The organism is Streptomyces sp. NPDC053673 (assembly GCF_055585225.1).
Map to the genome: position 1 here is coordinate 1 of NZ_JBVJKN010000026.1, position 19,839 is coordinate 19,839.

The window sequence follows — 19,839 nt, forward strand, 5'->3', positions numbered from 1 at the left end:
CGACCCCAAGCCCTACGTCTGGACCAAGACCGCAGACGAGATCCTCGAACGCCTCGCCACCTATCTGAACAGAATTCCCGACTCAGAAGACTAGGCCGTGTCCTCGAAGTCCCGTCCGCCCGGCGGCTCTTCGGGCGCCCGACGCTGCTTCGAAGACACTCCCCGGTGCGGCTGGAGGGGGTTCAGCCGCAGCCGCCCGCGTGTCCGTCGTCGACGGACAGGGCGGGCGGGGTGAGGGGGGCATCCTGGCCCGCGGGGTCCTCGGCGGGCCCGGCGGGCCGCGAGGCACCCTCCGGTCCCGCGGCCCTCGCCTCCAGCGCCGCGGCGAAGTCCGCGAGCCGGTCCAGGCCCCAGTACTTGTCGAAGTGGTCGACGAAGAAGGGCACTCCGAAGACCCCGTCGCGCTGGATGTCGAGGAGCACCCGAACCCCGGCCTCGCGCAGCTCCGGATCGTCGGCCGCGGCCGCCAGCTCCGTGCCGTCCAGGCCCAGTTCGGGCCCGAAGCCGGCGATCACCGACGGGTCGCAGATGTCCTGGCCGAGCTCCCAGCGGGCGCGGGCCGCGAGCGCGATGTAGCCGGGCCCCCGGCCGTGCCGTTCGGCGGCCAGATAGCCGAGGTGCGGCACTTCCCACACCGGGTCCCGGTCCACCGGCCAGCTGAAGTCGAGCCCGCGGCCGGCGGCCAGCCGCCGTACGTCCTGGAGGATGTAGCGGTGCTTCGCGGCCGACATCGGCGTGTAGGGGAAGGCTCCGCCCGCCTCCGCGAGGAGTTTGCGGCTCAGCTCGTCCGGTTCGAAGAAGGGCACCCACTCGACGGCTGCCGCGGTGCGCGGATGGCAGTCGAGCAGGTCCCGGTAGGCGAGCCACGAGTACGGACTGCGCAGCGAGAAGTAGAAGCGCGGCGGTCGTCTCGTACGCCGCGCCTTCCGGGCTCCTGCCTGCGCGGTCACAGCGCGATTCCGCCGTCCACCTGGAACACCTGCCCGGTGACGTACGAGGCCTCGGGCGAGACCAGGAAGGCCACCATCGACGCGACGTCCTCGGGTCGGCCGAAGCGCTTCAGCGGGATGCGCCGCAGCATGTCCTTGGAGACCTTCTCCGGCAGGACGGACGTCATGTCGGTGTCGATGAAGCCGGGCGCGACGACGTTGGCACGGAGGCCGTGCCGTCCCGCCTCCTTGGCCAGGGCCCGGGTGAAGCCGATGATCCCGGACTTGGAGGCGGAGTAGTTGGTCTGGCCCGCGTTTCCGGCCACTCCGGCGATGGAGGAGATCGTCACGACAGAGCCGCCGCCCCGCTTGACCATCGGGAAGGCGACCGCGCGGCACAGGTTGTAGGTGCCGTCCAGATTGGTGCGCAGCACCGCGTCCCAGTCGTCGTCGGGCATCAGCACCAGCGGGCTGTCCCGCGTGATCCCGGCCGAGGTCACGGCGGCCGTCGCCGGGCCGAGTTCGTCCTCGGCGGCGGTGACGAACTCCCGTATCTGCGTACGGTCCGTGACGTCGACGCGGCGGGCGAGGACCTTGCGGCCCAGCTCCCGGACCTCCTTCGCGGTCAGGGCCGCCGCCTGCTCGTCGGAGCGGTAGCAGAAGCCGATGTCGTAGCCGTCGCGGGCCAGCCGCTCGACGACTGCGCGGCCGATGCCTCGTGAACCACCGGTGACGAGCGCGACCTTGGCGCTCTGTGCGTTCTGTCCGGACTGCGGGGCCGGTCCGGACTGCGGGTTCTGTCCGGACTGCGGGGCCGGTCCGGACTGCGGGTTCTGTCCGGACTGCGGGTTCTGTCCGGACTGTGTGTCCTGTGCGGACATGGGGTCTCTCTCCTCACACGCTCAGCAGGGCACGGTCCGGCGCGGGCAGCAGCTCGGTGACATCGCGCAGCGCCACGACGAAGCTGCCGACCTTCAGGGCCTCCCGGCCGCCGACGAACGTCTCACCGGCCAGCACCGCGGTCTCGCCGACGGACTTGACCAGCCGCACCCGGTGTTCGAGCACATCCCCGGGGTAGGCGCGGTCGCCCATCGTCACCTCGTTGATGGACCCCGCGAGTTCGACCTTTCCGGCCAGCACGTCCGGGTTGGGGCTCTCCCAGACGGACAGCACCACCGCGGCCTGGGCCCAGGACTCGATGACGAGCGATACGGGGTAGGCGTAGTCGCCCGGTGCGGCGTCCTGGCCGAGCGGTGCGTAGCAGGGCTCGTTGCCGGAGACCGCCTTGTACGCGGTCAGGCTCTCGCCCGGCCGCACGTCGGCGACGCGGTCCACGAGGAGGATCTCGCCGCGGTGCGGAATCGTGCTCTTGATCCGGTCCACTCCGAAGACTCTGGTCACGGGGAATCGGTCTCCTGGGTCTCTTCGGTGTCCTTGTGGCGGTAGCGCAGGCTGATGTCGGCGACCTTGCCGCGGTTGGTGCCGACGGCCGCGCGGCACAGCAGCCCGGCCCCGTCGGCCGACGGCCCCACGGTGACGTCGGTGAAGACGCGGTCCCCGGGATGGACGGGCCGGTGGAAGCGGCAGCGGTCCATCGCGGCGAGTTCCACCTCGGCGGACGTTCCGGCCCACTCCCGCACGGTGCGGTCCACGGCCTCGATCAGATAGACGCCGGGCAGCACGCTGAAGCCCGGATAGTGCCCGGCGAGCACCGGGTCCTCCGGGAACACGTCGAAGACCGTCGCCGCGCCTTCGGGCCCGCTGCGGACCAGTTCCGTGGGCCCGAGCGGGGTGGCGGCGCTCACCGGGACTCCGCCAGCTTCTGCGCCAGCAGGTCGTACGTCGCACCGAGCGAGGTGATCGAGGTCAGCTCGGCCTCGGCGAGCCGGACCCCGTACTCCTTCTCCAGCCGGACGGTGATCTCCAGGGCCATCAGGGAGTCGACGTCGAGGTCGTCCATGAAGTGGGCCGTGTCGGTGACCTCGGCGACGTCGAGGTCGAGTACCTCGGCGACCAGGTCGCGCAGCTGCTCCTTGTCGAGGGTGGTCGCGGCGGGGGCGATGTGGGTGTCGGACATGGTGAACACGGGTCCTTCCGGGTGGTGATGGCTGTACGAGTAGTGGCGAACCGAGCGGACCGAGCGAACCGAGCGGACGAGAAGCCGGCGCAGCCGGAACCTTCGGTGGGCGGCGCTGATCACGGTGTGCCCGTGCGCAGTACGACGGCGCCGGTCTGACCGTCCGGGTCGACGGAGGTGACGAGCACCGGCCCGGCGTCGCCGGGCAGGGCGAGCGCGGCGGCCAGCTGGAGCGAGGCGGACGCCGCGGAGGCGTCGCCGATCAGCCGGCGCAGCCGCAGCCGGGGCGGGCTGGTCTCGCCGAAGACATCGGCGAGCGCGGCGTCCTCGCGGGCGCCGAGCGGGCCGCCGGTGTCGGACGGCACCAGCAGGGCGACCTCGTCGGGCTGTACGGAGGCGTCCTTGAGCGCCTCGGTGACGGCCCGGGTGACGGCGCGCCGCGCGTCCTCCGGGTCGTGGAACGCGATGAAGCGGGAGGAGAGCAGCGCCGCGTGGGCGGTGCGGCCATGGGTACGGGCCCGGCCGAGCGGCTCCAGCAGGAACAGTGCGCAGCCCTCGCCGAGCGGCCCCGCGGGCTGCCGGTGGGCACTGCCCGTCCTGGCCCGGTACTCGAGCCAGGCACGCTCGGTGGAGAACTCCTCTACGGCGCCGCACAGCACGGCCTCGCAGTGGCCCTGCCGCAGCAGCCGGGCCGCGTAGTTGAGGGTGAGCAGCCCGGTCAGCGCGCCGCCGGCGACGGTGGTGTTGGGACCTCTGAGGGTGTGCCAGATGGCGCTCTGCCCGGCGGCGCGGTTCATCACCGTGTTGGGGAAGTGCGCCGGGTCCACATGGAACGGTTTCTCGCCGGTGAGGGAGTCCCGGGTGAAGTCCATGATGCTCTGGACACTGCCGTGCCCTGTGCCCAGGACCATGCCGACGCTCTCCGGGCTGTCGGAGGCGAGCCCGGGACCCGCCTCCGCCAGCAGCATCCCGACGGTGGCGACGGCGATGGCGGTGGCCCGGTCCATGGCACGCGTGCCCTTGCGTCCCAGGACCTCCCTGATGTCGAAGTCCGGGAGCAGTCCGGCCCGTTCGTACGGTCCGAGGTCCACCGCCGCCCGGTTCTCCGCGGCGGCGGGCGCCGGGGCCACGGCGTCGCGGTTCTCCCGCACGCCGGCGGCGAAGGCGTCCGCGCCCAGTCCGTACGGCGAGGCCGCCGACCAGCCGGAGACGACCAGGGTGTCCGGGTCCGCCCCGGTGGCACGACTGACACTCATCGGTTTCTGCTCCTGTCGGTGGAGGGGGAAGTGCGTACGGCGGTGGCGTTGTGCGGGCCTGTCGGTTCCGGGCCGCGGCGTGCGGGCTGATCAGCCCCAGGCCCCGGCGGCCGCGTGCAGTTCGGCGCCGTCGACGCCGATCGTGTTGCCGGTCAGCCAGGACGAGTCGGTGCGGGACAGCAGAGCGACGGCCTCGGCGACGTCCTCGGGGCGGGTGAGCCGGCCGTGCGGATTGTTCTCCGAGGCGCGCGCGACGTATCCGGCGTGCTCGGGAATGCGCTGCAGCGCGGGCGTGACGGTCACTCCGGCGCGCAGGGCGTTGACGGCGACTCCTCGCGGGGCCAGTTCGCAGGCCAGCTGCCGTACGTGCGACTCCAGCGCGCTCTTGGCGGCGGAGACGGCACCGTAGCTGGGCAGTGCCTGGACGACGCCCGCGCTGGTCATCGCGTACACCTTGGAGCCGCTGCGCAGCAGTCCCGCGGAGTCGAGGTCCTGGGTCCAGTAGACGAGGCTGTGGGCCATGACGTCGAGCGTCATCTCCAGCTGCTTGCCGCTGAGCTGCTTGTCCCAGCCGTCCCTCGGCAGGAAGGGCACGAGAGTGCCGAAGGCCAGGGAGTGCACCAGGATCCGGATGCCGCCGGCCGGCCCGGTCAGCTCGGCGATCTCCGGTACGAGCCGGTCGCGGGTGGCGCGGGAGGCAGCGTTGACGTTGAAGAACCGGGCCTCGACACCCGATCCGCGGATGTCGTCGACAAGCGCGGCGATCTCCTCGGAGCGGGAGGCCGTGTCGAAGTGCACGCCGATGATGTGCACGCCCTGCTGGGCGAGGCCACGAGCGATGGCCGCCCCGATGCCGCTGGACGCCCCGAGGACCAGGCACCAGCTCCCCTTGAGTGACGTCAGCATGCGGACTCCTGTGTGTGGTGGGGCGAGACGAGGACGAGGGCGATGTGCCCGGCTCCGGTGGCGGTGACGACGAGGGTGCCCCCGCCGCCCGCCGTGACGGCCCGTGCGACTTCGATGGCGGGTCCGAGGCAGCCGGTGTGCCCGCTGCCGTACGGTCCGGGGGCCTCGGCGGCGGCTTCGGTCAGCGGCCCGTGGACCGCGGCCACGGCGTGGGCGGCGGCGTCGGCGACGCCGGACCCGTCGAGCAGGAGCCTGACGGCGAGGGGCTGTTCGGGTCCGGGGGCCGGCGCGGCGAGAAGGGCGGCCAGGGCGGCGGACAGGGCCGCGTCCGCGCGGGTGCGGCCTTCCGGGGTGCGCAGGGCCCTCGGCGGTACGAAGACGGACCGGGCGCGGATCACCGCGTGGGTCCGGGCGCCCCGGCGGCGGGCCGCTGCCGGAGGCTCCAGGGTGAGGGCCACCCCGCCCTGTTCGCCGGCCGCGTCGCCGTGGGTGCCCGGCAGCGGGGCCTCCGTCGCGGCGAGGACGAGCGTGTCGCACCGGGCCGAGGCCAGGGCGCGGGCGCCCACGGCGAGTGCGTCGACGGCAGCGGTGCGGGGGGACGCGACGGTCAGGGCGAAGCCCTTCAGGCCGAGTTCCGCGGCGAGCCGGTTGCCCAGCACGTTGACGGCGAAGTACGGGGCCGTGGCCGGGGAGAGGGCGTCGGCTCCGGTCTCCGTGACGGTGGCGTCCATCGTGTCGAAGAGGCCGGCGAGACCGGCGTTGGTGGCGAGGAGCAGACCGCGCCGGTCGGCGGGGACCGCGTCCGGGCTGCCGCCGTCGGCCAGGGCGCCGCGGGCCGCGGCGAGGGCGTACTGCGCGGCGGCCGGCAGGTACTTGTAGCCGCGGGGGCCGAGCCGTTCCCGGGTGTCGAACCAGTCGTCGCCGCGCGGCGACGGCGCCGCGGACTGCGGGGTGTCGCCCCAGGGCGAGACCACTCCGACGCCGGTCACGGCGAGTTCGGTACCGCTCATGGCGTTCACGGGAGGTCACCTCCTGAGGGAGTGTGGTGGGCGTGGTCCGGGCCGGCGGTGCGGTCGGCGGCGCATGCCGCGTCCGCCGTCCCGGCGTCGGTGGTCCGGGCACCGTCGGCGGCCCGGTCCGCCGGTGCTGTCTCTGCCGCGGTCGCCGCTTCCAGCACCAGCGACGCGTTGTTTCCCCCGAAGCCGTAGGCATTGACCAGGACCCGTCGCGCGTCCGGCGCGAGCGGGACCGGCGCGCCCTGGGGCAGCAGCACCCGGCACTCGGGGTCCTGGTCCTTCAGCGGCACGTTCGGGGGCACCGACCCGTGCCGCAGGATCAGCGCGGCGGCGACCGCGCCGAGGGCGGCGGACGCTCCGCCCGCGTGGCCGAGGAGCGCCTTGAGGCTGTAGAGCGGCACGTCGGGGGCGTACTCCCCCAGTGCTTCGTACAGCGCGGCGCTCTCCAGCACGTCATTGAGGCGGGTGCCCGTGCCGTGCGGTACGACGGCACCGATTCGGTGCGGGCCGCCGGCGACGCCACGCGGATCACCCGGACCGCCCGAGCCGTCCTGACCTGCCTGACCGCCACGGCCGTCCTGACCGCCCGGGCCGCTCGTGCTGCCCCGGTCGCCGTCGATCGCCTCGCGCATCGCGCGGACGATCTGCACGCCGTCCGCCTGCGGCGCCGTCGGATGACCGGCGTCGCAGCTCCAGGCAGTGCCGCTCAGCCGCAGCCCGGTGTCCGCGCCGCGGGACCGCGCGTGCGCGGCGGACTCGACGACGAGGATCCCGGCGCCTTCGGCGAACACCGTGCCGGCCCGGTCGGACTCGAAGGGCCGGCAGCGCTCGTGGTCGACGGCGCCGAGCCGGTTGAAGCAGCCGAGGGCGACCCGTGAGTACGCGTCGGAGCCGCCGGCCAGTACCACGTCCGCCTCTCCGGACCGTACGAGGTCCGCGGCCATACCCAGGGCGTAGGCCCCGGCCGCGCACGCGTTGCCGATGTCGTGGACGGCACCGAACAGGCCCAGTCCGGCGGCGAGTTCGGTGGCGAGCCGGAACGGGGGTGTCCAGTCGGGGTCCGTACCGGCCCGTCCCGCGCCGCCGCGGCCGCGCTCGTTGGGGCCGGGCTCGCCCATGCAGCTGCCGATCACCACAGCCGTACGGGCGGCGGCGAGCGACGCGGTATCGAAGCCCGCGTCGTCCAGCGCCTCCGCGGCGGCGGTGGCGGCGAACCGGGTCGCCCGGTCCGCCGCCAGGTCGGGGTCGGGCACCAGGCTGATCAGTGGCAGGTCCATCCGGGCGAGCGGGTCCGCCGGCCGGTCCGGCAGACGGGTTCCGGCCGCCGTCATGGCCCGCCACAGTGTGTCCGCGCCGGCACCGTGGCAGGTGACGGCGCCGACCCCGGTGACCACGACCTCGTGGTTCATGCCGCCCGGCCCTCCAGCGCGGCGTTCATCCGGTCGTCGAACGGCACCAGGCTCCAGTCACGGCGGTTCTCGATGACCGCATAGCCGTGGGTGATCCGGCCGGTGGAGGTCTGGATCAGTTCGCCGTCGCGTACGACATAGGTGTCCATGCGCGAGGTGTAGGTGAAGCCCTTGAAGACGTCCTCGACGGTCAGGACGATGTACAGGTCCTCCTCCATCCGGGCCTCGTCGAGCACCGTGATCCGGGAGTGCGGGACGACCGGGATCCAGTTCTGCTCGTCGAGCAGGGTCTTGATGGAGACGCCGCGGTCGGCGACGAGCCGGTCCTTGGCCTCCTCCATCAGACGCAGATAGCCGGACATCTGGATCCGCTCGGTGAAGTGGCAGTACCAGTACGGGATGCGGAACTTCCAGGCGTACGCGTTGCGTCCGGCGGTCAGCTCCTTGACCAGGTCGTCCGCGGCGGGGTCCGCCTCGGCCGGCTCCGGCGTCCAGCCGGGCCCGGCGGCCAGTCGCTCCACGGTGTACGGGCGCAGGGCGGCCGGGACCGGCTCGTCGCCGCCACCGCGCGGGTCGTGGCGCAGCTGCACCCGTACGGTCGAGGTGACCGCCTTCAGCACCGTCTCGCGCTCCACCTGGAGCTCGACGGCGAACAGCAGCTCACCGTCCTTGGCCTTGCGGTGCGGCCGGACGTGCGCGGTCGCGGTGTCGTCGATGTGGAAGGCGTGCAGGATGCGGGTGTCGATGTCGACGATGTCCGTGCACAGGCCGTGGACCTCGTAGATCGTGCCCGGGGCGAGCCCGGCCTGCCGCAGGTGCTGCAGGACGGCTTCCTCGACGAGGTAGTTGACGTGCTTGAAGCCGATCCAGGTGCAGATGTTGGAACCCTCGTAGCGGGGGCGGATCTGAAGGGTGCTGGGCTGCTGGAGGGCGCGGACGGCGGCCTCGGCGTCGGCGATGTTCGTGGTCACGTCAACTCCGGTACGTAGGGATGGGGCAGGGACGGGAAGCACGCGCGGAGCAGCCGGTGCACGGCGTCCGCGAAGCGCTGCGGCTGCTCCGCCATGGCGAAGTGACCGCAGTCGTCGAAGAGTTCGAGACGGCCGTGGGGCAGGGCCGCGGCGAGTGCCCGGGCGTCGCCGGGCGGCGCGGCGAAGTCGTCCTCGCCGGCCACGACGAGCACTGGCAGGTCCAGCGCGTCGACGTCCAGGAAGGGGCTGCGCAGATAGGCGCCGAAGAACTGCTGCCAGCCGTAGGGGCCGACCCGGTCGCGGACCCGTAGCGCCATGTCCCGGCGCAGCTCCTCGCCGAGTCGCCCCTCGGAGCCGACCCGCAGTCCCTCTTCGAGGATGCGGTGGAAGCCGTTCAGGTAGTACGTCGCGTCGTCCCAGCCGAAGTCGTCGGCGGAGCGCCGGTGGAAGGGTGCGACGATCACCGCGGCCGAGGGGTCGTTGCGCCCGGGGGGCGCGCGGTGCCCGCGCCGGCGGGCCAGGGCTTCGAGGGTGGCTCCGGCAGCGAAGGAGTGGGCGACGACGGCGTCCGCCCCTCCGGGCAAGGCGTCCAGAGCTCGTTCGATGTGGTCCGCGGGGTCGTCGTGGTGACTCCAGTTCCTGTCGCCGGTGGCACCCCAGGGCAGTTCGGCCTCCCAGAACTCGATGTCGTCGAGGGCCAGCTGCTCGTAGCCGCGCCATACGGTGCTGCTGCCGGCCAGCCCGTGCAGGGCGAGGAGCCGTACGGGCGCCGCGCCGCCCCGGGCGCTGCGGCGCAGCCGTACGACGGGCCGTGGCTCGCGCGGGCTCATCGGCGGCTGCCCGTCGGGATGCGGTCCGCGGCCGGGACGGTCAGCACAAGAGCGGCGCTCGCGTCGTCCCCTCCGGCGTCTCCGGTGCCCGCGTTGACGAGTACGGGGTCGGGGTCCGCCGCCGGGTCCCGCTCCCTCGTCAGCCACGCGGTCGCGGCGACGCACTGGAGGACACCGAGCGCTCCCGAGGACGGGCCCAGCAGCGCGGAGAGGTCGTGGACCGTGGTGTCCCGGACGTGGCCGGCGTCGGGCGAAGGGGCGGGCACCCCCGTCGCCGGGGCGCCGTCCCGGTGTTCCGGTACGCACCAGAGGCCGATCGGCCCCGGCTGCCGGGTCCGTACCTCCGACACGGCATCGGCCTGTCGGCCCCTGCGGGCGTACGGGCCGATGCCGGCCAGAGCTCGGGCGCCCCGGGTCCCGGCGGAGGCGGCGGACTCGATGACGAGCGCCGCCGCTCCGTCGAAGGGCCCGGGGGCCCCCGGGGCACCGCAGTCCCCGGCCGCTTCCGCAGCCGCCTCCGCGGCCGCTTCGGCGAAACCCGTGATGTGCCGTACGGCGGGGTTGTCCGGCTCGGTCCCCACGACGAGGACCCGTTCGACCCGGCCCGCCGCGATGAGCAGCCTGGCCCAGTGGACGGCGTCCAGCCCGGAGGTGGGGCCGTTGCACAGGGTCAGGTTGGCTCCGCGCAGCCCATGGGTGATGGCGACCCAGGACGCGGTGACATTGCTGGACGTGGCGGGCAGCAGCATCGGGCTGGTACCCAGGTACGTGTGGTCGGCGATGGTCCGCACGGTGTCGCAGACCGTGTCCGCGTTGCCGTAGTTGGTGCTGACGACGACGCCGACGCCGGCCCCCGGAACGGTCGGTCCCCCGGCCGCGTCCACCAGTCCTGACGCCTCCAGCGCGTCGCGGGCCGCGACCATCGCGAGCTTGGTGGCCCGGTCCTTGTAGCGCAGGCCTCGCCCGGTGAGCCGGGACACGGGGTCCGGTGCTGCGGCGCGGCCGGCGGGCAGCGGGCCCAGCAGGTCCTCGGGGCGCTCCAGGCCGCGGACGGCGACACCGAGTCCGGTGACGACGACGGCGTGGGCCGAATCTGCGGCGGTCACCGGGGTGTGCCTCCTCCGGAATCGGCGACGCCACGGTCGGCGCCGGTGTCCTCGTATCTGCCGGTGTCCTCGTATCTCTCGACCACGGCGACGGCGTTGAGCCCGCCGAAGCCGAAGGAGTCGATCTGGGCCAGCCGCAGCGGTGCGGAGGGCCGCTCGGCCTCGCCTCGTACCAGCCGGAACCCGGCGACCGCGTCCACGGGATCGTCGAGGTACACGGTCGGCGGCACGGTCCCCGTGCGCATCGCGTCCACCGCGGCGACCAGGCTGTGCAGTCCGGAGGCTCCCGCCGTGTGCCCGGTCATCGACTTGATCGCGGTCATGTACGGGGACGGGTCCAGCCCCGCGAACACCGCACCCAGCGCGGCCGATTCGGCCTCGTCGTTCAGCGGCGTACCGGTGCCGTGCAGCATGACCAGGTCGATGTCGGCGGGCTGTACGCCGGCCCGCCGGTGCGCCTCGTGGACGGCCGCGGCGATGTTCTTCGCCTCGGGCGCCGATGGATGGTGGGCGTCGCAGTTGACGGCGACACCGCGCACCCGGGCGTGCACCCGGGCCGCCGGCCTTGGCCCGTCGTCCTCCCGGCGCAGCACGACGGCGACGGCGCCCTCCCCCTGGAGCATGCCGCGGCGTGCCCGGTCGAAGGGCCTGACGCGGTCGGGTGCCTCGGGGTAGCAGCGGTCCAGGAGTCCGTAGGTGCTCTCGGTGATGGTGTCGACGCCGGCGACGACGACGGTGTCGGCGACCCCGAGGTCGAGCAGGTCCGTACCGAGCGCGAGGGCGTAGAGGGAGGCCGAGCAGGCGTTGGCGACGGTGTGCGAGTCCGCGGCGCCGAAGCGGCGCCTGAGCATGGTCCCGAAGTGCAGATCGCGGGCGTCGAAGGGGATTCCGTCGCGCCAGGAGAGCTCCACGGAACGCAGTTCGCGCAGGGTGGTACCGATCAGCACCGGTACCGCGGACAGGTCGTCGCCGAGGCCGGCGTCGGCGGCGGCGGCCGCGACGGCCCGTTCCAGCCAGCGGGTGGCGCGGAGCGGTACGTCCGTGCCGGGCGCGGGGCGGTCGTCGATCTCGTACGCGACGCTCGCCCGGAACTTGCTGCGGTCGTAGCCGCGCAGCTCGGCCAGTCCGCTACGGCCTTCGGTGAGCGAGGTGAAGATCTCCTCGACGCTGTCGCCGATGCTGGCGACGGCGCCCATGCCGGTCACGATCCAGCCCGTGCCGCGTGCCCCGTCCGTACTCCCGGAACTCCCGGAACTCCCGGTACTTCCCGTACTCCCAGCACCCGTGATCCCGTTCACGCCGTTCATGCCGCGCTCCGGTATCTGCCGAGGATCAGGACGGCGTTGTTGCCGCCGAAGGCGAGTGCGTTGTTCTGCACGATGTCGAGGTCCGCCGCCACCGCCTCGTTGGGCACACAGTCGACCCCGCACTCCGGGTCGGTCTCCCGGTGGTTGACGGTCGGCGGGATGAACCCCTCGGTGATGGCGAGCGCGCAGGCCGCGGCGGCGACCGCGCTGGCCGCCCCCATGCTGTGGCCGATCATCGACTTGATGGAGACCGTGCGGGGCATGGCGTCCTCGCCGAACACCTGGCGGATGGCGCCCGCCTCGGTGATGTCGTTGGCCTTGGTGCCGGTGCCGTGCGCGGAGACGAAGTCGACCTGGTCCGGGGTGATTCCCGCATTGCGGTGGGCGATGCGGATGGTGCGGGCGATGCTGTCGCGGTCCGGGGCGACCGGGTGCAGGGCGTCGCAGGCGAGCCCGTAGCCGAGCACTTCCGCATAGATCCGTGCGCCGCGGGCGAGCGCCGAGTCCAGGCTCTCCATCAGCAGGATGCCCGCGCCCTCGCCGGTGAGGATGCCCTCGCGGTCCTTGTCGAACGGCCGGCACACCTCGGGAGCGATGGTGCCGAGCCGGTAGAAGCCGGTGAAGGTCTTGCGGCACAGGGCGTCCGCGCCACCGCACAGCGCGATGTCGACATCACCGCTGCGCAGGGCGTCGTAGCCGTACCCGACCGCGTAGTTGCCGGCCGCGCAGGCGGTCGGGATGGTCACGGCCTCGACGTCCTCCAGCTCCAGTTCGCGGACGATGCCCGCGGAGAGCCGGCCGGCCGGGATACGCCGGGCGACGGCGTGGTCGTACTGCCCGGGTCCGTCCTCCAGCCCGGCGGCGACCAGCTGGTCGAGATCGCGGGATTCGCCGTCCGTGGTGCCCACGGACACCAGGGAACGGCGGGCCCGCACGTCCTCGACGGTGAGACCGGCGTCCGCGACCGCCATCCGGGCCGCCGCCACCGAGAACTGGCTCGCGCGGCCCAGGTCTTCCGGGTCCTGACGCAGAATCCAGCGCTCCGGCTCGAAGTCGGTGACCTCGCAGCCGTTGGCGTGGGCGAATCCGGTCGTGTCGAACGCGGTGATCGGCTTGACGCCGCCGAGTCCTTCCCGGAGTCCGGCGGTGAAGGCCTCGACACCGATGCCGATGCTGGTCACCACCCCGAGCCCGGTGATCACCACCCGGCGGCCGCTGTCGCCGGGGCGCGGGTCCGGGGCCCCGCTCTGACCTGGCATGTCTGTGTTCATCGAAGCTCACCCATCCGACGGTCGGAACGACTGGTCAGTTCTTGGCGGCTTCGGCGACCACGGCGTACACGCCCTCCAGGTTGACCATCCGGCTCAGTTCGGCCTGGTCGATGGTCACGTTCTGTGTGCGCTCCAGCGCGGCGAGGATCTCGATGGCGCGGAGCGAGTCCGCGTCGTGCTCCTCCTTGAAGAGGCTGGTCTCGGTGACCTCGTCCTCGTCGATCTCGAGAATGTCGCAGACGATTTCCTTGATCTCCTGCTTGCGGGCAGCGTCAAGGGCGGTCGTCAGGTCCACGTTGGTCATCTCGACTCCAAGAGGGATCGGTATCCGGAGTCCGGTGACTCCGCCATCCGTTCGTTGGGTCGAGACTGGATCTGCTGGCTATATCCGGCCTATACGGTCTCGGATCCGGCCAGCCAGCCGAGTTGGGCCGCCCGCATGCCCGCCTGGAAGCGGCTGCGGGCACCGAGCCGCCCCATGAGTTCGGCGGTGATGCGGCGACCGGTGCGCACCGAGACACCCAGCTTGCGCGCCACGACCTCGTCGGTGAGGCCCTCGCCCAGCAGTCTGAGCACGGCCTGTTCCTGCGCGGAGAGCTCCTCGGCCCCCGACTCGCGCGGCTGCGGCCGGCCGCCGCTGAACGGGATGGCGCTTTCCCACACCCGCTCGAAGAGCGCGCTGAGGCTGGCGATCAGGCCCTGGCCGCGCAGGACGAGGGCTCCGGCGGCCGAGGCGTCGGGGTCGATCGGCAGCACGGCGTGCGTACGGTCGAAGACCAGCATCCGGGAGGGCAGTGACGCGGTGGTACGCACCTGGTCGCCGTGGCGGACCAGCCAGCGCAGATGGTCCACCGAACCCGGGTCGTTGTACACGCTGTCCAGATAGACGCTGCGCATCACCACGCCACGTGCCGCGAGTGCTTCGCACAGGGGCCGGCTCGCCCGGCGGCTGCTTTCGGACTGCCGCCCTCCGGACGCGAAGGTGAGCAGTTCGGACTTGCAGTCCTGAGTGAATTCCTCGATACGGGAACGGATGTCGTCAATTCCGTCCAGCCGTTCCACAACGAAACGGCGCAGCTTTTGCTGCGCCGCGTCGTACTCATCGATGAACCGAGCCACTTCGACTCTGGACTCCGAAATTCTTCGCTGGTTCTCCAGGACTTCACCTTCACGGCGTACCAGCAGCGCCTGGAGCCCGACCTCGGGACTCACCGCCCGGAATCTGCCCGGCTCCTCCCACGACGGTTTGATGAGTGAGAGCCTCGCGCACTCGTCAAGTGCAGAACGGACCCGCTCGGCCGGCCAGTCCAGAATGCTCACCAGATCGTCCACGCCGGAATCCGGCCACCGCAGCATTGCGCGGTAGACCTCCGCCGTATGGGCCCCCAGTCCCAGCGGTTCCAGCATGATGCGCCCCCCTCGCCCCCACTGTGCACCCACCACTGCACAGAAATCCGTCGGGGCATTATGTGCAGTTCGATCCTGGATGGCAACGATCAGATGTGCGAACCCGTGGCACGCGAAGGGCCCGCCCCAGCTGGGGCGGGCCCTTTTCAGCCATCTCGCAATGCGCGAACCGAGGAGCGATCAGTACCAGATCGGGTCGAAAGGCGCACCGGTCGGACGGGAGCCCCAGATCGGGTCCTCCGAAAGAATGTCCGGAATCGAATCCCAGATCGGGTCGGCCTGAGCGGCGTCCATCGAGACGATGTCCCAGATCGGGTCGCCCGCGACGGCGGGCCCCCCGGCCGCCACCCCGTATATGCCCGCGGCAATGAAGCCGACCGTGACGGCAATGGTACGCAGCAGGTTCATTCGCATGGAACTAGCGCCCCCTAGGCGGTTGAAATCCGCTTCACTTTCACTTTCCGGCCGGCTCCCCTGCCGTCCGGTGAAAGAATTCTTGCCTGGGCGCCACCTCGCTCACCAGCGAAAATGCGGGCAGGGACCTGCGCTGGCAAGGTGCTGACAGCGGAAGAGACCCCGCCGCTTTCGCCGTGAACGTGCGGGTGTAGAGACGGTAGAGGCCGCTGAACTACGACTTTGCGCATGACTGTGCTTTCGGAGCCTTGTCCCGTACGGTTCGCCGCGGCTCCGTCGCCGTCGCCGTCCCCTCGCGCCCGGACCGCGGAACGTCACGCGGTGCAGCATGATGCCAACATGACGCCGGGAAGGGCCCGGACCCCGATGGGGGCCGGGCCCTTCGTGTGCGCGGAAGGGCGCGGAATCCGCTGCCAAGGAGGCCAGATGCCCCGCACTCCCGATCCTCTGATCCGCGTCGTACGCGGTGACCCGGGCCCTGACGAACTCGCCGCCCTCGCCGCGGTCCTGCTCCACCGCGCACGCAACGAGCCCGCGCCCGGGCCCGCCCTGGGTCCGCCACCGCGAGACACCGCACGCTGGCGCGCGGCGTCCGTCTTCCGTGCCCCGGGCGACTGGACAGCGCACTGACGACGCAGCCGCCGGGTCGTTCTGGACGGGGTCGTCGACGCGGCCGCAGGCGCTCAGCCGGCTCGTCGGGCCGCCATCGCCGGGACGAGCAGCTCCAGTGCCTCCTCCCAGCGGAACGGCCCGTCCCCGCCCATCAGTACGCCCATCCCGCGCAACCGGGCCACGCTGTCCCGGTACGCGGGATGGGCGGCGAGGTCGGCGTTCACGCTCGGCAGTACGGCGGTGGGGACGCCCGCCCCGTACGCCTCGCACAGCGTCGCCACGGCGAGGGTGTCGGCCAGCCCGGCGGCCCACTTGTTGATGGTGTTGAACGTGGCCGGAGCCACCGCCATCGCGTCCGCGGGTGGGAAGGGACGGGCCTCGCCGGGGCGGCGCCAGGCCGAGCGGATCGGGTGGCCGGTCTGGGCCGCCACGGCTTCGGCGTCGATGAAGCCGAGGCCTTGAGGGGTGGCGATGACCCCGACATCCCACTCACGTTCCTGGGCGGCGGTGATCAGCTTGCCGACGTCGCCGGCGTTCCCGGCCGCGCACACGATGACGTAAAGGAACGGCTTCCCCGGCTGCTCACTCACGCGAAACTCCTGAACTCCTGAACCCGGACTCCTGATCGAGGCCTCTTGAATGATGTCGGACCGTTTGACGACTGCTGCTCAAGGGCAGTTTGACGGCTGCTGAACGGCTGCCCGGCGGCCGCTTCGAGGGGGCGGGCAGAACACGGACCCCGGCCCGAACGGCCGTCGGGGGCGCTGAGGCAGTAGTAGCATCCGTGGCTTCGGGGGTCCGGTGAGGATCCGGCGTGGGGCTGAGCGCAGGAGGAATGGCATGGCGTCTCCTTCCGGCCCGGGCGTACTCGCGCGGCTGGCCGACCTGCTGGCCGATGATGCGTCAGCCGGGCGGGGCGGGGCCTTGTGGCGCCTCGCGGAAGGCGGGCGGCAGCTCGACGCCAACGTGGTGCGGCTGCCACCGGACGCCGGGGTCGGCGAGCACGTGGAGCCGGATCTGGATGTTCTCCTGTATGTGGCTGCGGGCAGCGGGCTGTTGGACGTGGACGGCGTGCGCCACGAGGTCGCCGCGGGATCGGTGGTGTGGCTGCCGCACGGCAGCCGGCGGGCGATGCGCGCCGGGCCCGAGGGGCTCGTCCAGCTGAGCGTGCACCGCCGGCGTCCCGGGCTGGTCATCAAGAGCGCCGGCGGGGCGCCTGACGTCGACAGGGCGAAGGACTTCAACGGGTCGGGAGTGGCGTCCCCGGACGCCAACGGCTCGGCCGACGCCAACGGGTCGACGCAGGAGGGCGGTGAGGCCCCGTGCCTGCTGGACCGGGTGTGCCCGGAATGCGGGCGACTCGCGACGGAGTCCGACGCACGCTACTGCGGCCGGTGCGGGGAGCGACTGCCCGGCCGCTGAACCGCTCCCGAAGGAGACGGGTTGCCCCGGGTGGGGGGATCGGCCCCCGTCGGCATGGGGGAACGACCGGGGCAACCCGTCCCCGGCCGTGCCCGGCGGGGCGCGCCGGAGTCCGAGCCGACATCGTTGTCTCACGTGTGCCGTTACGACCGTACAAGGCTCCCCGCCCCTGGGAGCTGTCGACTTGCCGTCAGTGTCGGCTTTCCGTCACGCCTGCGAGGCCCGTACGAGGAGGGCGAACGAGGCGAGGACGAGCACCGTCCGGACAAGGTGGAGACGGTTCCACTTCGCCTCGAACGCGGCACGGACCTCGGAGTCGGGAGAGGCCTCGGAGGAGGCCAGCGCGTTGTTCAGCGGGATGTTCCCGGCGATCGTGACCAGGTGGTTGAGTACGGCGCACACCAGTCCCGCGAGGATCAGCCACATCTGGGTGTCCGAACGGCCCTCGACGGGCACCACGAGGGCGGCCACCGGGAACGCGATGACGGCCAGAAAGACCACCAGGAACACGGCGCGCGGCACCTCTTCGTTGATGCGTCGCATGGCCGGTACGAACTGGTCGTCGGAGAGCCTGGCCAGCGCGGGCATGATCGCGGTCTGGAAGATCAGCATGAAGCCCGCGTACAGGCCGGTGAAGATGACGGCGAGGGCGAGCAGCAAGGTGGCCATGCCGCACATCATGACGCGGACGCGGGGCGTACGCAGCCCACTTGCGGCGGCCGCGCAGGCGGAGGGGCGGGGCCGCGAACGACGGGGGCCGGAGCGGGGGCCGGGGAGCAGCGGACCGGGAGCCGGCAGGAGCGGGAGCCGGCAGGAGCGGGCGGGTCCGCCAAGTCCCGCTCCCATCGGTTCCGGCGTCCCGACCGGCCGCTTCGCAGGTCGGTCACTCAGCCGATCGGCCGCCCCTACCGGTCAGCCTGTCACTCGAGCAGCGAGTCGGCCTGGCGGATCGACTCGGCCAGCTGACGTACGGACGCGTCCTCCGTGCGCTTCGCGAGGGCGCCTGCCCGCTCCCCCAGGACGCCCAACCGGGGCGTGCCCGGTGTGTCGGCACCGCGCAGCCGCTCGGCGAAGTACGCGGCGACGGCGCTGACCTGCAGCCGCGGCGAGGTGCGCGGCGACCAGAGGTCTCCGCCGAGCGCGCCCGTCTCCACGGTGCCCGATGCCTCATGCGGGGCCCGGTTCCGCGGGTCGAGCCAGCGCACGGTCGCCGTCGCGACATGTCCGCTCGCGCCCTCCCGGAGCCGTACCGCGTACAGCGCGGTGACGGTGTGACCGGGGCCGACCTCGCCGCCGTCCACCCTGTCGTCGCGGAAGTCCTCGTCGGCAACCGCCCTGTTCTCATATCCGATCAGCCGGAACTCCTTCACCGTCTGCGGGTCGAAGGCGACCTGCGCCTTCGCGTCACGGGCCCTCAACTCGACATGTGCGGGCAGTTGGTCGACGAACACCTTCCTGGCCTGCGCGGAGGTGGACACGTACGTGGTGTGGCCGTCGCCCCGGTTCGTGAGCCGCTCCATCAGTTTGTCGCCGTACTCACTGCCGACACCGACGCCGAAGAGCGTGATGCCGAACTCGCGGCGGGCGTCCTCGATCCGCTGCAGAATCGCATCGGCCTCGGTCTCACCGGTGTTGGCGAGCGCGTCGGAGAGGAGCACGACACGGTTGTTCGCTCCACGCCTGCGGCCCTCGACGGCGACGTCGTAGCCGGTGCGCACGCCGGCCTCCACATTGGTGGAGTCGGTCGGTTCCAGTTCGTCGACGATGTCGTGGATGGTGTCCCGGTTGCCGGCGAGCCGGGTCATCGGCAGCCGCGTCTCGGCCTCGTCGCTGAAGGTGACGAGGGCGATGGAGTCGTCCTCGCGCAGCTGGTCGGTGAGTATGCCGAGGGACTCCTGGACGAGGTCGAGCCGACCGGGCTCGGCCATCGACCCGGAGATGTCGACGACGAACGTCAGTGCGACCGGGGGCCGTTCGGCGCTGCGCGTGGACGAACGGGTCGCCAGGCCCACCCGCATCAGCGACCAGTCCTCGCCGCCCCGGCCGCCCGCGTGGGCGCCGTCCACACTCACCGTGAACCCGTTGCCCTCGGGGCGCGGATAGTCCTGCCGGAAGCTGTTGACGAACTCCTCGGGCCGTACGGAGTCCGGCTCGGGCAGCCGTCCCCCGGCGAGGCTGCGCCGCGCGTAGCCGTACGAGGCCGTGTCCACATCCAGCGCGAACGTGGACAGATAGTCGGGTGCGGGCGCGATGTCCCGCTGTGCTTCGCTGCTCTGCTCGCCCTCCTTCCCTTCGTCACGGCTGCCTTCCGCGGGCCGGCCACCGCCGTCGGGCACCATCGGCGCCGGCTGGCCCTCCGCGCGCCGGTGCTCGCCCCCGCCCTGCGCCGCGCGATCGACCTGCCCACCACCCGCACCGCAGCCGGTCAGCAGCACTGCCCCGGCCAGCAGCGCCACGAGCGCTCCTCTGTACGTCCTTGTGTACGGCGTCATTTCCGTCCCCCTGGATCGTCAGGCACTTGTGAATGTGACGTGCGAGACGGCCCGAGGGAGCAGTCGAACGAGTTGCGGATGAATCTCAATGCGGCAACGGCAAGCGGTCGTTGAGCGGAATCGGCATGGACCGCTTTCCGCGACCCGGTCGTCGTCCAGGCCCTGGTCCGCACCCATCACGCCTGGTGGGACGGCGGTGACGACCTCGCGGCCGCCGCCTGCGGGACGGCCCCCGCGCATCTGCGCCCGGTCCTCGACGCGCTGTTGGCGGGTCTCACGGACGAGTCGGCCGCGACCCGCCTGGGCATGTCGGCCCGCACGTACAGCCGCCGCGTCGGCGAGCTCCTGACGACCCTCGGGACGGCGAGCCGCTTCCGCGCGGGAGCGGAAGCGGCCCGCCGTGGCTGGATCTGA

The 19,839-nt window shown here is 72.3% G+C and carries 23 protein-coding genes; 3 read left to right on the forward strand and 20 right to left on the reverse strand.

Going from position 1 to position 19,839, the window contains the following annotated elements; translation table 11 throughout:
* Positions 1–182: 182 nt before the first annotated feature.
* From ACZ6ZQ_RS28765 to ACZ6ZQ_RS28845, 17 genes are all read right to left on the reverse strand, one after another.
* A complete protein-coding gene (locus ACZ6ZQ_RS28765) occupies positions 183–950 on the reverse strand; it encodes a DsbA family protein (RefSeq protein ID WP_469771420.1) in 768 nt (255 codons plus the stop codon).
* On the reverse strand, positions 947–1,810 hold the full coding sequence (fabG, locus tag ACZ6ZQ_RS28770) for a 3-oxoacyl-[acyl-carrier-protein] reductase (RefSeq protein ID WP_469771421.1): 864 nt from the start codon (positions 1,808–1,810) through the stop codon (positions 947–949). The genes ACZ6ZQ_RS28765 and fabG overlap by 4 nt, the downstream gene beginning before the upstream one ends.
* A gap of 13 nt (positions 1,811–1,823) precedes the next feature.
* On the reverse strand, positions 1,824–2,330 hold the full coding sequence (locus tag ACZ6ZQ_RS28775; RefSeq protein WP_469771422.1) for a 3-hydroxyacyl-ACP dehydratase FabZ family protein: 507 nt from the start codon (positions 2,328–2,330) through the stop codon (positions 1,824–1,826).
* Positions 2,327–2,734: an ApeI family dehydratase gene (locus tag ACZ6ZQ_RS28780; protein WP_469771423.1), complete on the reverse strand. Its 408-nt coding sequence runs from the start codon at positions 2,732–2,734 to the stop codon at positions 2,327–2,329. Before ACZ6ZQ_RS28780 ends, ACZ6ZQ_RS28775 begins: the two co-directional genes overlap by 4 nt.
* Positions 2,731–3,006, reverse strand: coding sequence for an acyl carrier protein (locus ACZ6ZQ_RS28785; RefSeq protein ID WP_453666105.1), 276 nt, complete (start codon positions 3,004–3,006; stop codon positions 2,731–2,733). The genes ACZ6ZQ_RS28780 and ACZ6ZQ_RS28785 overlap by 4 nt, the downstream gene beginning before the upstream one ends.
* A gap of 119 nt (positions 3,007–3,125) precedes the next feature.
* A complete protein-coding gene (locus tag ACZ6ZQ_RS28790) occupies positions 3,126–4,262 on the reverse strand; it encodes a beta-ketoacyl synthase N-terminal-like domain-containing protein (protein WP_469771424.1) in 1,137 nt (378 codons plus the stop codon).
* Positions 4,263–4,352: 90 nt separating this feature from the next.
* Positions 4,353–5,168 carry an SDR family oxidoreductase gene (locus ACZ6ZQ_RS28795; RefSeq protein WP_469771425.1) on the reverse strand — a complete coding sequence of 272 codons (816 nt, stop codon included), beginning with the start codon at positions 5,166–5,168 and terminating at the stop codon, positions 4,353–4,355.
* Positions 5,162–6,178 carry a beta-ketoacyl synthase N-terminal-like domain-containing protein gene (locus ACZ6ZQ_RS28800; RefSeq protein WP_469771426.1) on the reverse strand — a complete coding sequence of 339 codons (1,017 nt, stop codon included), beginning with the start codon at positions 6,176–6,178 and terminating at the stop codon, positions 5,162–5,164. Before ACZ6ZQ_RS28800 ends, ACZ6ZQ_RS28795 begins: the two co-directional genes overlap by 7 nt.
* 5 nt (positions 6,179–6,183) lie before the next feature.
* Positions 6,184–7,593 (reverse strand): beta-ketoacyl synthase N-terminal-like domain-containing protein, encoded by a 1,410-nt coding sequence (locus tag ACZ6ZQ_RS28805; protein ID WP_469771427.1) that lies wholly within the window; start codon positions 7,591–7,593, stop codon positions 6,184–6,186.
* Positions 7,590–8,564, reverse strand: coding sequence for an acyl-CoA thioesterase (locus ACZ6ZQ_RS28810; RefSeq protein WP_469771428.1), 975 nt, complete (start codon positions 8,562–8,564; stop codon positions 7,590–7,592). The genes ACZ6ZQ_RS28805 and ACZ6ZQ_RS28810 overlap by 4 nt, the downstream gene beginning before the upstream one ends.
* The gene (locus ACZ6ZQ_RS28815) at positions 8,561–9,394 is read right to left on the reverse strand and encodes an alpha/beta fold hydrolase (protein WP_469771429.1); all 834 of its coding nucleotides are present in this window, start codon (positions 9,392–9,394) and stop codon (positions 8,561–8,563) included. The genes ACZ6ZQ_RS28810 and ACZ6ZQ_RS28815 overlap by 4 nt, the downstream gene beginning before the upstream one ends.
* Positions 9,391–10,500: a beta-ketoacyl synthase N-terminal-like domain-containing protein gene (locus ACZ6ZQ_RS28820; protein WP_469771430.1), complete on the reverse strand. Its 1,110-nt coding sequence runs from the start codon at positions 10,498–10,500 to the stop codon at positions 9,391–9,393. Before ACZ6ZQ_RS28820 ends, ACZ6ZQ_RS28815 begins: the two co-directional genes overlap by 4 nt.
* On the reverse strand, positions 10,497–11,696 hold the full coding sequence (locus ACZ6ZQ_RS28825) for a beta-ketoacyl synthase N-terminal-like domain-containing protein (protein ID WP_469771431.1): 1,200 nt from the start codon (positions 11,694–11,696) through the stop codon (positions 10,497–10,499). The genes ACZ6ZQ_RS28820 and ACZ6ZQ_RS28825 overlap by 4 nt, the downstream gene beginning before the upstream one ends.
* Positions 11,697–11,803: 107 nt before the next feature.
* Positions 11,804–13,066: a beta-ketoacyl-[acyl-carrier-protein] synthase family protein gene (locus ACZ6ZQ_RS28830; RefSeq protein ID WP_469771432.1), complete on the reverse strand. Its 1,263-nt coding sequence runs from the start codon at positions 13,064–13,066 to the stop codon at positions 11,804–11,806.
* Between the two features lie 46 nt (positions 13,067–13,112).
* A complete protein-coding gene (locus ACZ6ZQ_RS28835; RefSeq protein WP_453668088.1) occupies positions 13,113–13,382 on the reverse strand; it encodes an acyl carrier protein in 270 nt (89 codons plus the stop codon).
* Positions 13,383–13,471: 89 nt separating this feature from the next.
* Positions 13,472–14,485: a LuxR C-terminal-related transcriptional regulator gene (locus ACZ6ZQ_RS28840; RefSeq protein WP_469771433.1), complete on the reverse strand. Its 1,014-nt coding sequence runs from the start codon at positions 14,483–14,485 to the stop codon at positions 13,472–13,474.
* Between the two features lie 180 nt (positions 14,486–14,665).
* Positions 14,666–14,893, reverse strand: a complete 228-nt coding sequence (locus tag ACZ6ZQ_RS28845; protein ID WP_469771434.1) for a hypothetical protein — start codon at positions 14,891–14,893, stop codon at positions 14,666–14,668.
* 432 nt (positions 14,894–15,325) lie between these two features.
* On the opposite strand from ACZ6ZQ_RS28845, the gene ACZ6ZQ_RS28850 reads away from it, so the two are divergent.
* Positions 15,326–15,529, forward strand: a complete 204-nt coding sequence (locus tag ACZ6ZQ_RS28850; protein WP_469771435.1) for an acyl-CoA carboxylase epsilon subunit — start codon at positions 15,326–15,328, stop codon at positions 15,527–15,529.
* Positions 15,530–15,582: 53 nt separating this feature from the next.
* Here the strand turns inward: ACZ6ZQ_RS28850 and ACZ6ZQ_RS28855 are convergent, their stop codons facing one another.
* Positions 15,583–16,101, reverse strand: coding sequence for a flavoprotein (locus tag ACZ6ZQ_RS28855; RefSeq protein WP_469771436.1), 519 nt, complete (start codon positions 16,099–16,101; stop codon positions 15,583–15,585).
* Between the two features lie 250 nt (positions 16,102–16,351).
* On the opposite strand from ACZ6ZQ_RS28855, the gene ACZ6ZQ_RS28860 reads away from it, so the two are divergent.
* Positions 16,352–16,933: a cupin domain-containing protein gene (locus tag ACZ6ZQ_RS28860; RefSeq protein ID WP_469771437.1), complete on the forward strand. Its 582-nt coding sequence runs from the start codon at positions 16,352–16,354 to the stop codon at positions 16,931–16,933.
* A 207-nt stretch (positions 16,934–17,140) separates the two neighbouring features.
* Here the strand turns inward: ACZ6ZQ_RS28860 and ACZ6ZQ_RS28865 are convergent, their stop codons facing one another.
* Together ACZ6ZQ_RS28865 and ACZ6ZQ_RS28870 are read right to left on the reverse strand one after the other, a co-directional pair.
* Positions 17,141–17,602, reverse strand: coding sequence for an anthrone oxygenase family protein (locus tag ACZ6ZQ_RS28865; RefSeq protein ID WP_469771438.1), 462 nt, complete (start codon positions 17,600–17,602; stop codon positions 17,141–17,143).
* 251 nt (positions 17,603–17,853) lie between these two features.
* Complete coding sequence (locus ACZ6ZQ_RS28870; RefSeq protein WP_469771439.1) at positions 17,854–19,425, reverse strand: vWA domain-containing protein; 1,572 nt, start codon at positions 19,423–19,425, stop codon at positions 17,854–17,856.
* Positions 19,426–19,689: 264 nt separating this feature from the next.
* Between ACZ6ZQ_RS28870 and ACZ6ZQ_RS28875 the strand changes: the two genes are divergently transcribed.
* Positions 19,690–19,839, forward strand: a complete 150-nt coding sequence (locus ACZ6ZQ_RS28875; protein ID WP_469771440.1) for a helix-turn-helix domain-containing protein — start codon at positions 19,690–19,692, stop codon at positions 19,837–19,839.

Bases quoted from the DNA above. Each gene is read 5' to 3' on its own strand.
- fabG (WP_469771421.1), bottom strand. From the start codon at position 1,810: ATGTCCGCACAGGACACACAGTCCGGACAGAACCCGCAGTCCGGACAG.
- ACZ6ZQ_RS28785 (WP_453666105.1), bottom strand. From the start codon at position 3,006: ATGTCCGACACCCACATCGCCCCCGCCGCGACCACCCTCGACAAGGAG.
- ACZ6ZQ_RS28790 (WP_469771424.1), bottom strand. From the start codon at position 4,262: ATGAGTGTCAGTCGTGCCACCGGGGCGGACCCGGACACCCTGGTCGTC.
- ACZ6ZQ_RS28795 (WP_469771425.1), bottom strand. From the start codon at position 5,168: ATGCTGACGTCACTCAAGGGGAGCTGGTGCCTGGTCCTCGGGGCGTCC.
- ACZ6ZQ_RS28800 (WP_469771426.1), bottom strand. From the start codon at position 6,178: ATGAGCGGTACCGAACTCGCCGTGACCGGCGTCGGAGTGGTCTCGCCC.
- ACZ6ZQ_RS28805 (WP_469771427.1), bottom strand. From the start codon at position 7,593: ATGAACCACGAGGTCGTGGTCACCGGGGTCGGCGCCGTCACCTGCCAC.
- ACZ6ZQ_RS28815 (WP_469771429.1), bottom strand. From the start codon at position 9,394: ATGAGCCCGCGCGAGCCACGGCCCGTCGTACGGCTGCGCCGCAGCGCC.
- ACZ6ZQ_RS28825 (WP_469771431.1), bottom strand. From the start codon at position 11,696: ATGGGCGCCGTCGCCAGCATCGGCGACAGCGTCGAGGAGATCTTCACC.
- ACZ6ZQ_RS28830 (WP_469771432.1), bottom strand. From the start codon at position 13,066: ATGCCAGGTCAGAGCGGGGCCCCGGACCCGCGCCCCGGCGACAGCGGC.
- ACZ6ZQ_RS28835 (WP_453668088.1), bottom strand. From the start codon at position 13,382: ATGACCAACGTGGACCTGACGACCGCCCTTGACGCTGCCCGCAAGCAG.
- ACZ6ZQ_RS28840 (WP_469771433.1), bottom strand. From the start codon at position 14,485: ATGCTGGAACCGCTGGGACTGGGGGCCCATACGGCGGAGGTCTACCGC.
- ACZ6ZQ_RS28845 (WP_469771434.1), bottom strand. From the start codon at position 14,893: ATGAACCTGCTGCGTACCATTGCCGTCACGGTCGGCTTCATTGCCGCG.
- ACZ6ZQ_RS28850 (WP_469771435.1), top strand. From the start codon at position 15,326: ATGCCCCGCACTCCCGATCCTCTGATCCGCGTCGTACGCGGTGACCCG.
- ACZ6ZQ_RS28860 (WP_469771437.1), top strand. From the start codon at position 16,352: ATGGCGTCTCCTTCCGGCCCGGGCGTACTCGCGCGGCTGGCCGACCTG.
- ACZ6ZQ_RS28865 (WP_469771438.1), bottom strand. From the start codon at position 17,602: ATGGCCACCTTGCTGCTCGCCCTCGCCGTCATCTTCACCGGCCTGTAC.
- ACZ6ZQ_RS28870 (WP_469771439.1), bottom strand. From the start codon at position 19,425: ATGACGCCGTACACAAGGACGTACAGAGGAGCGCTCGTGGCGCTGCTG.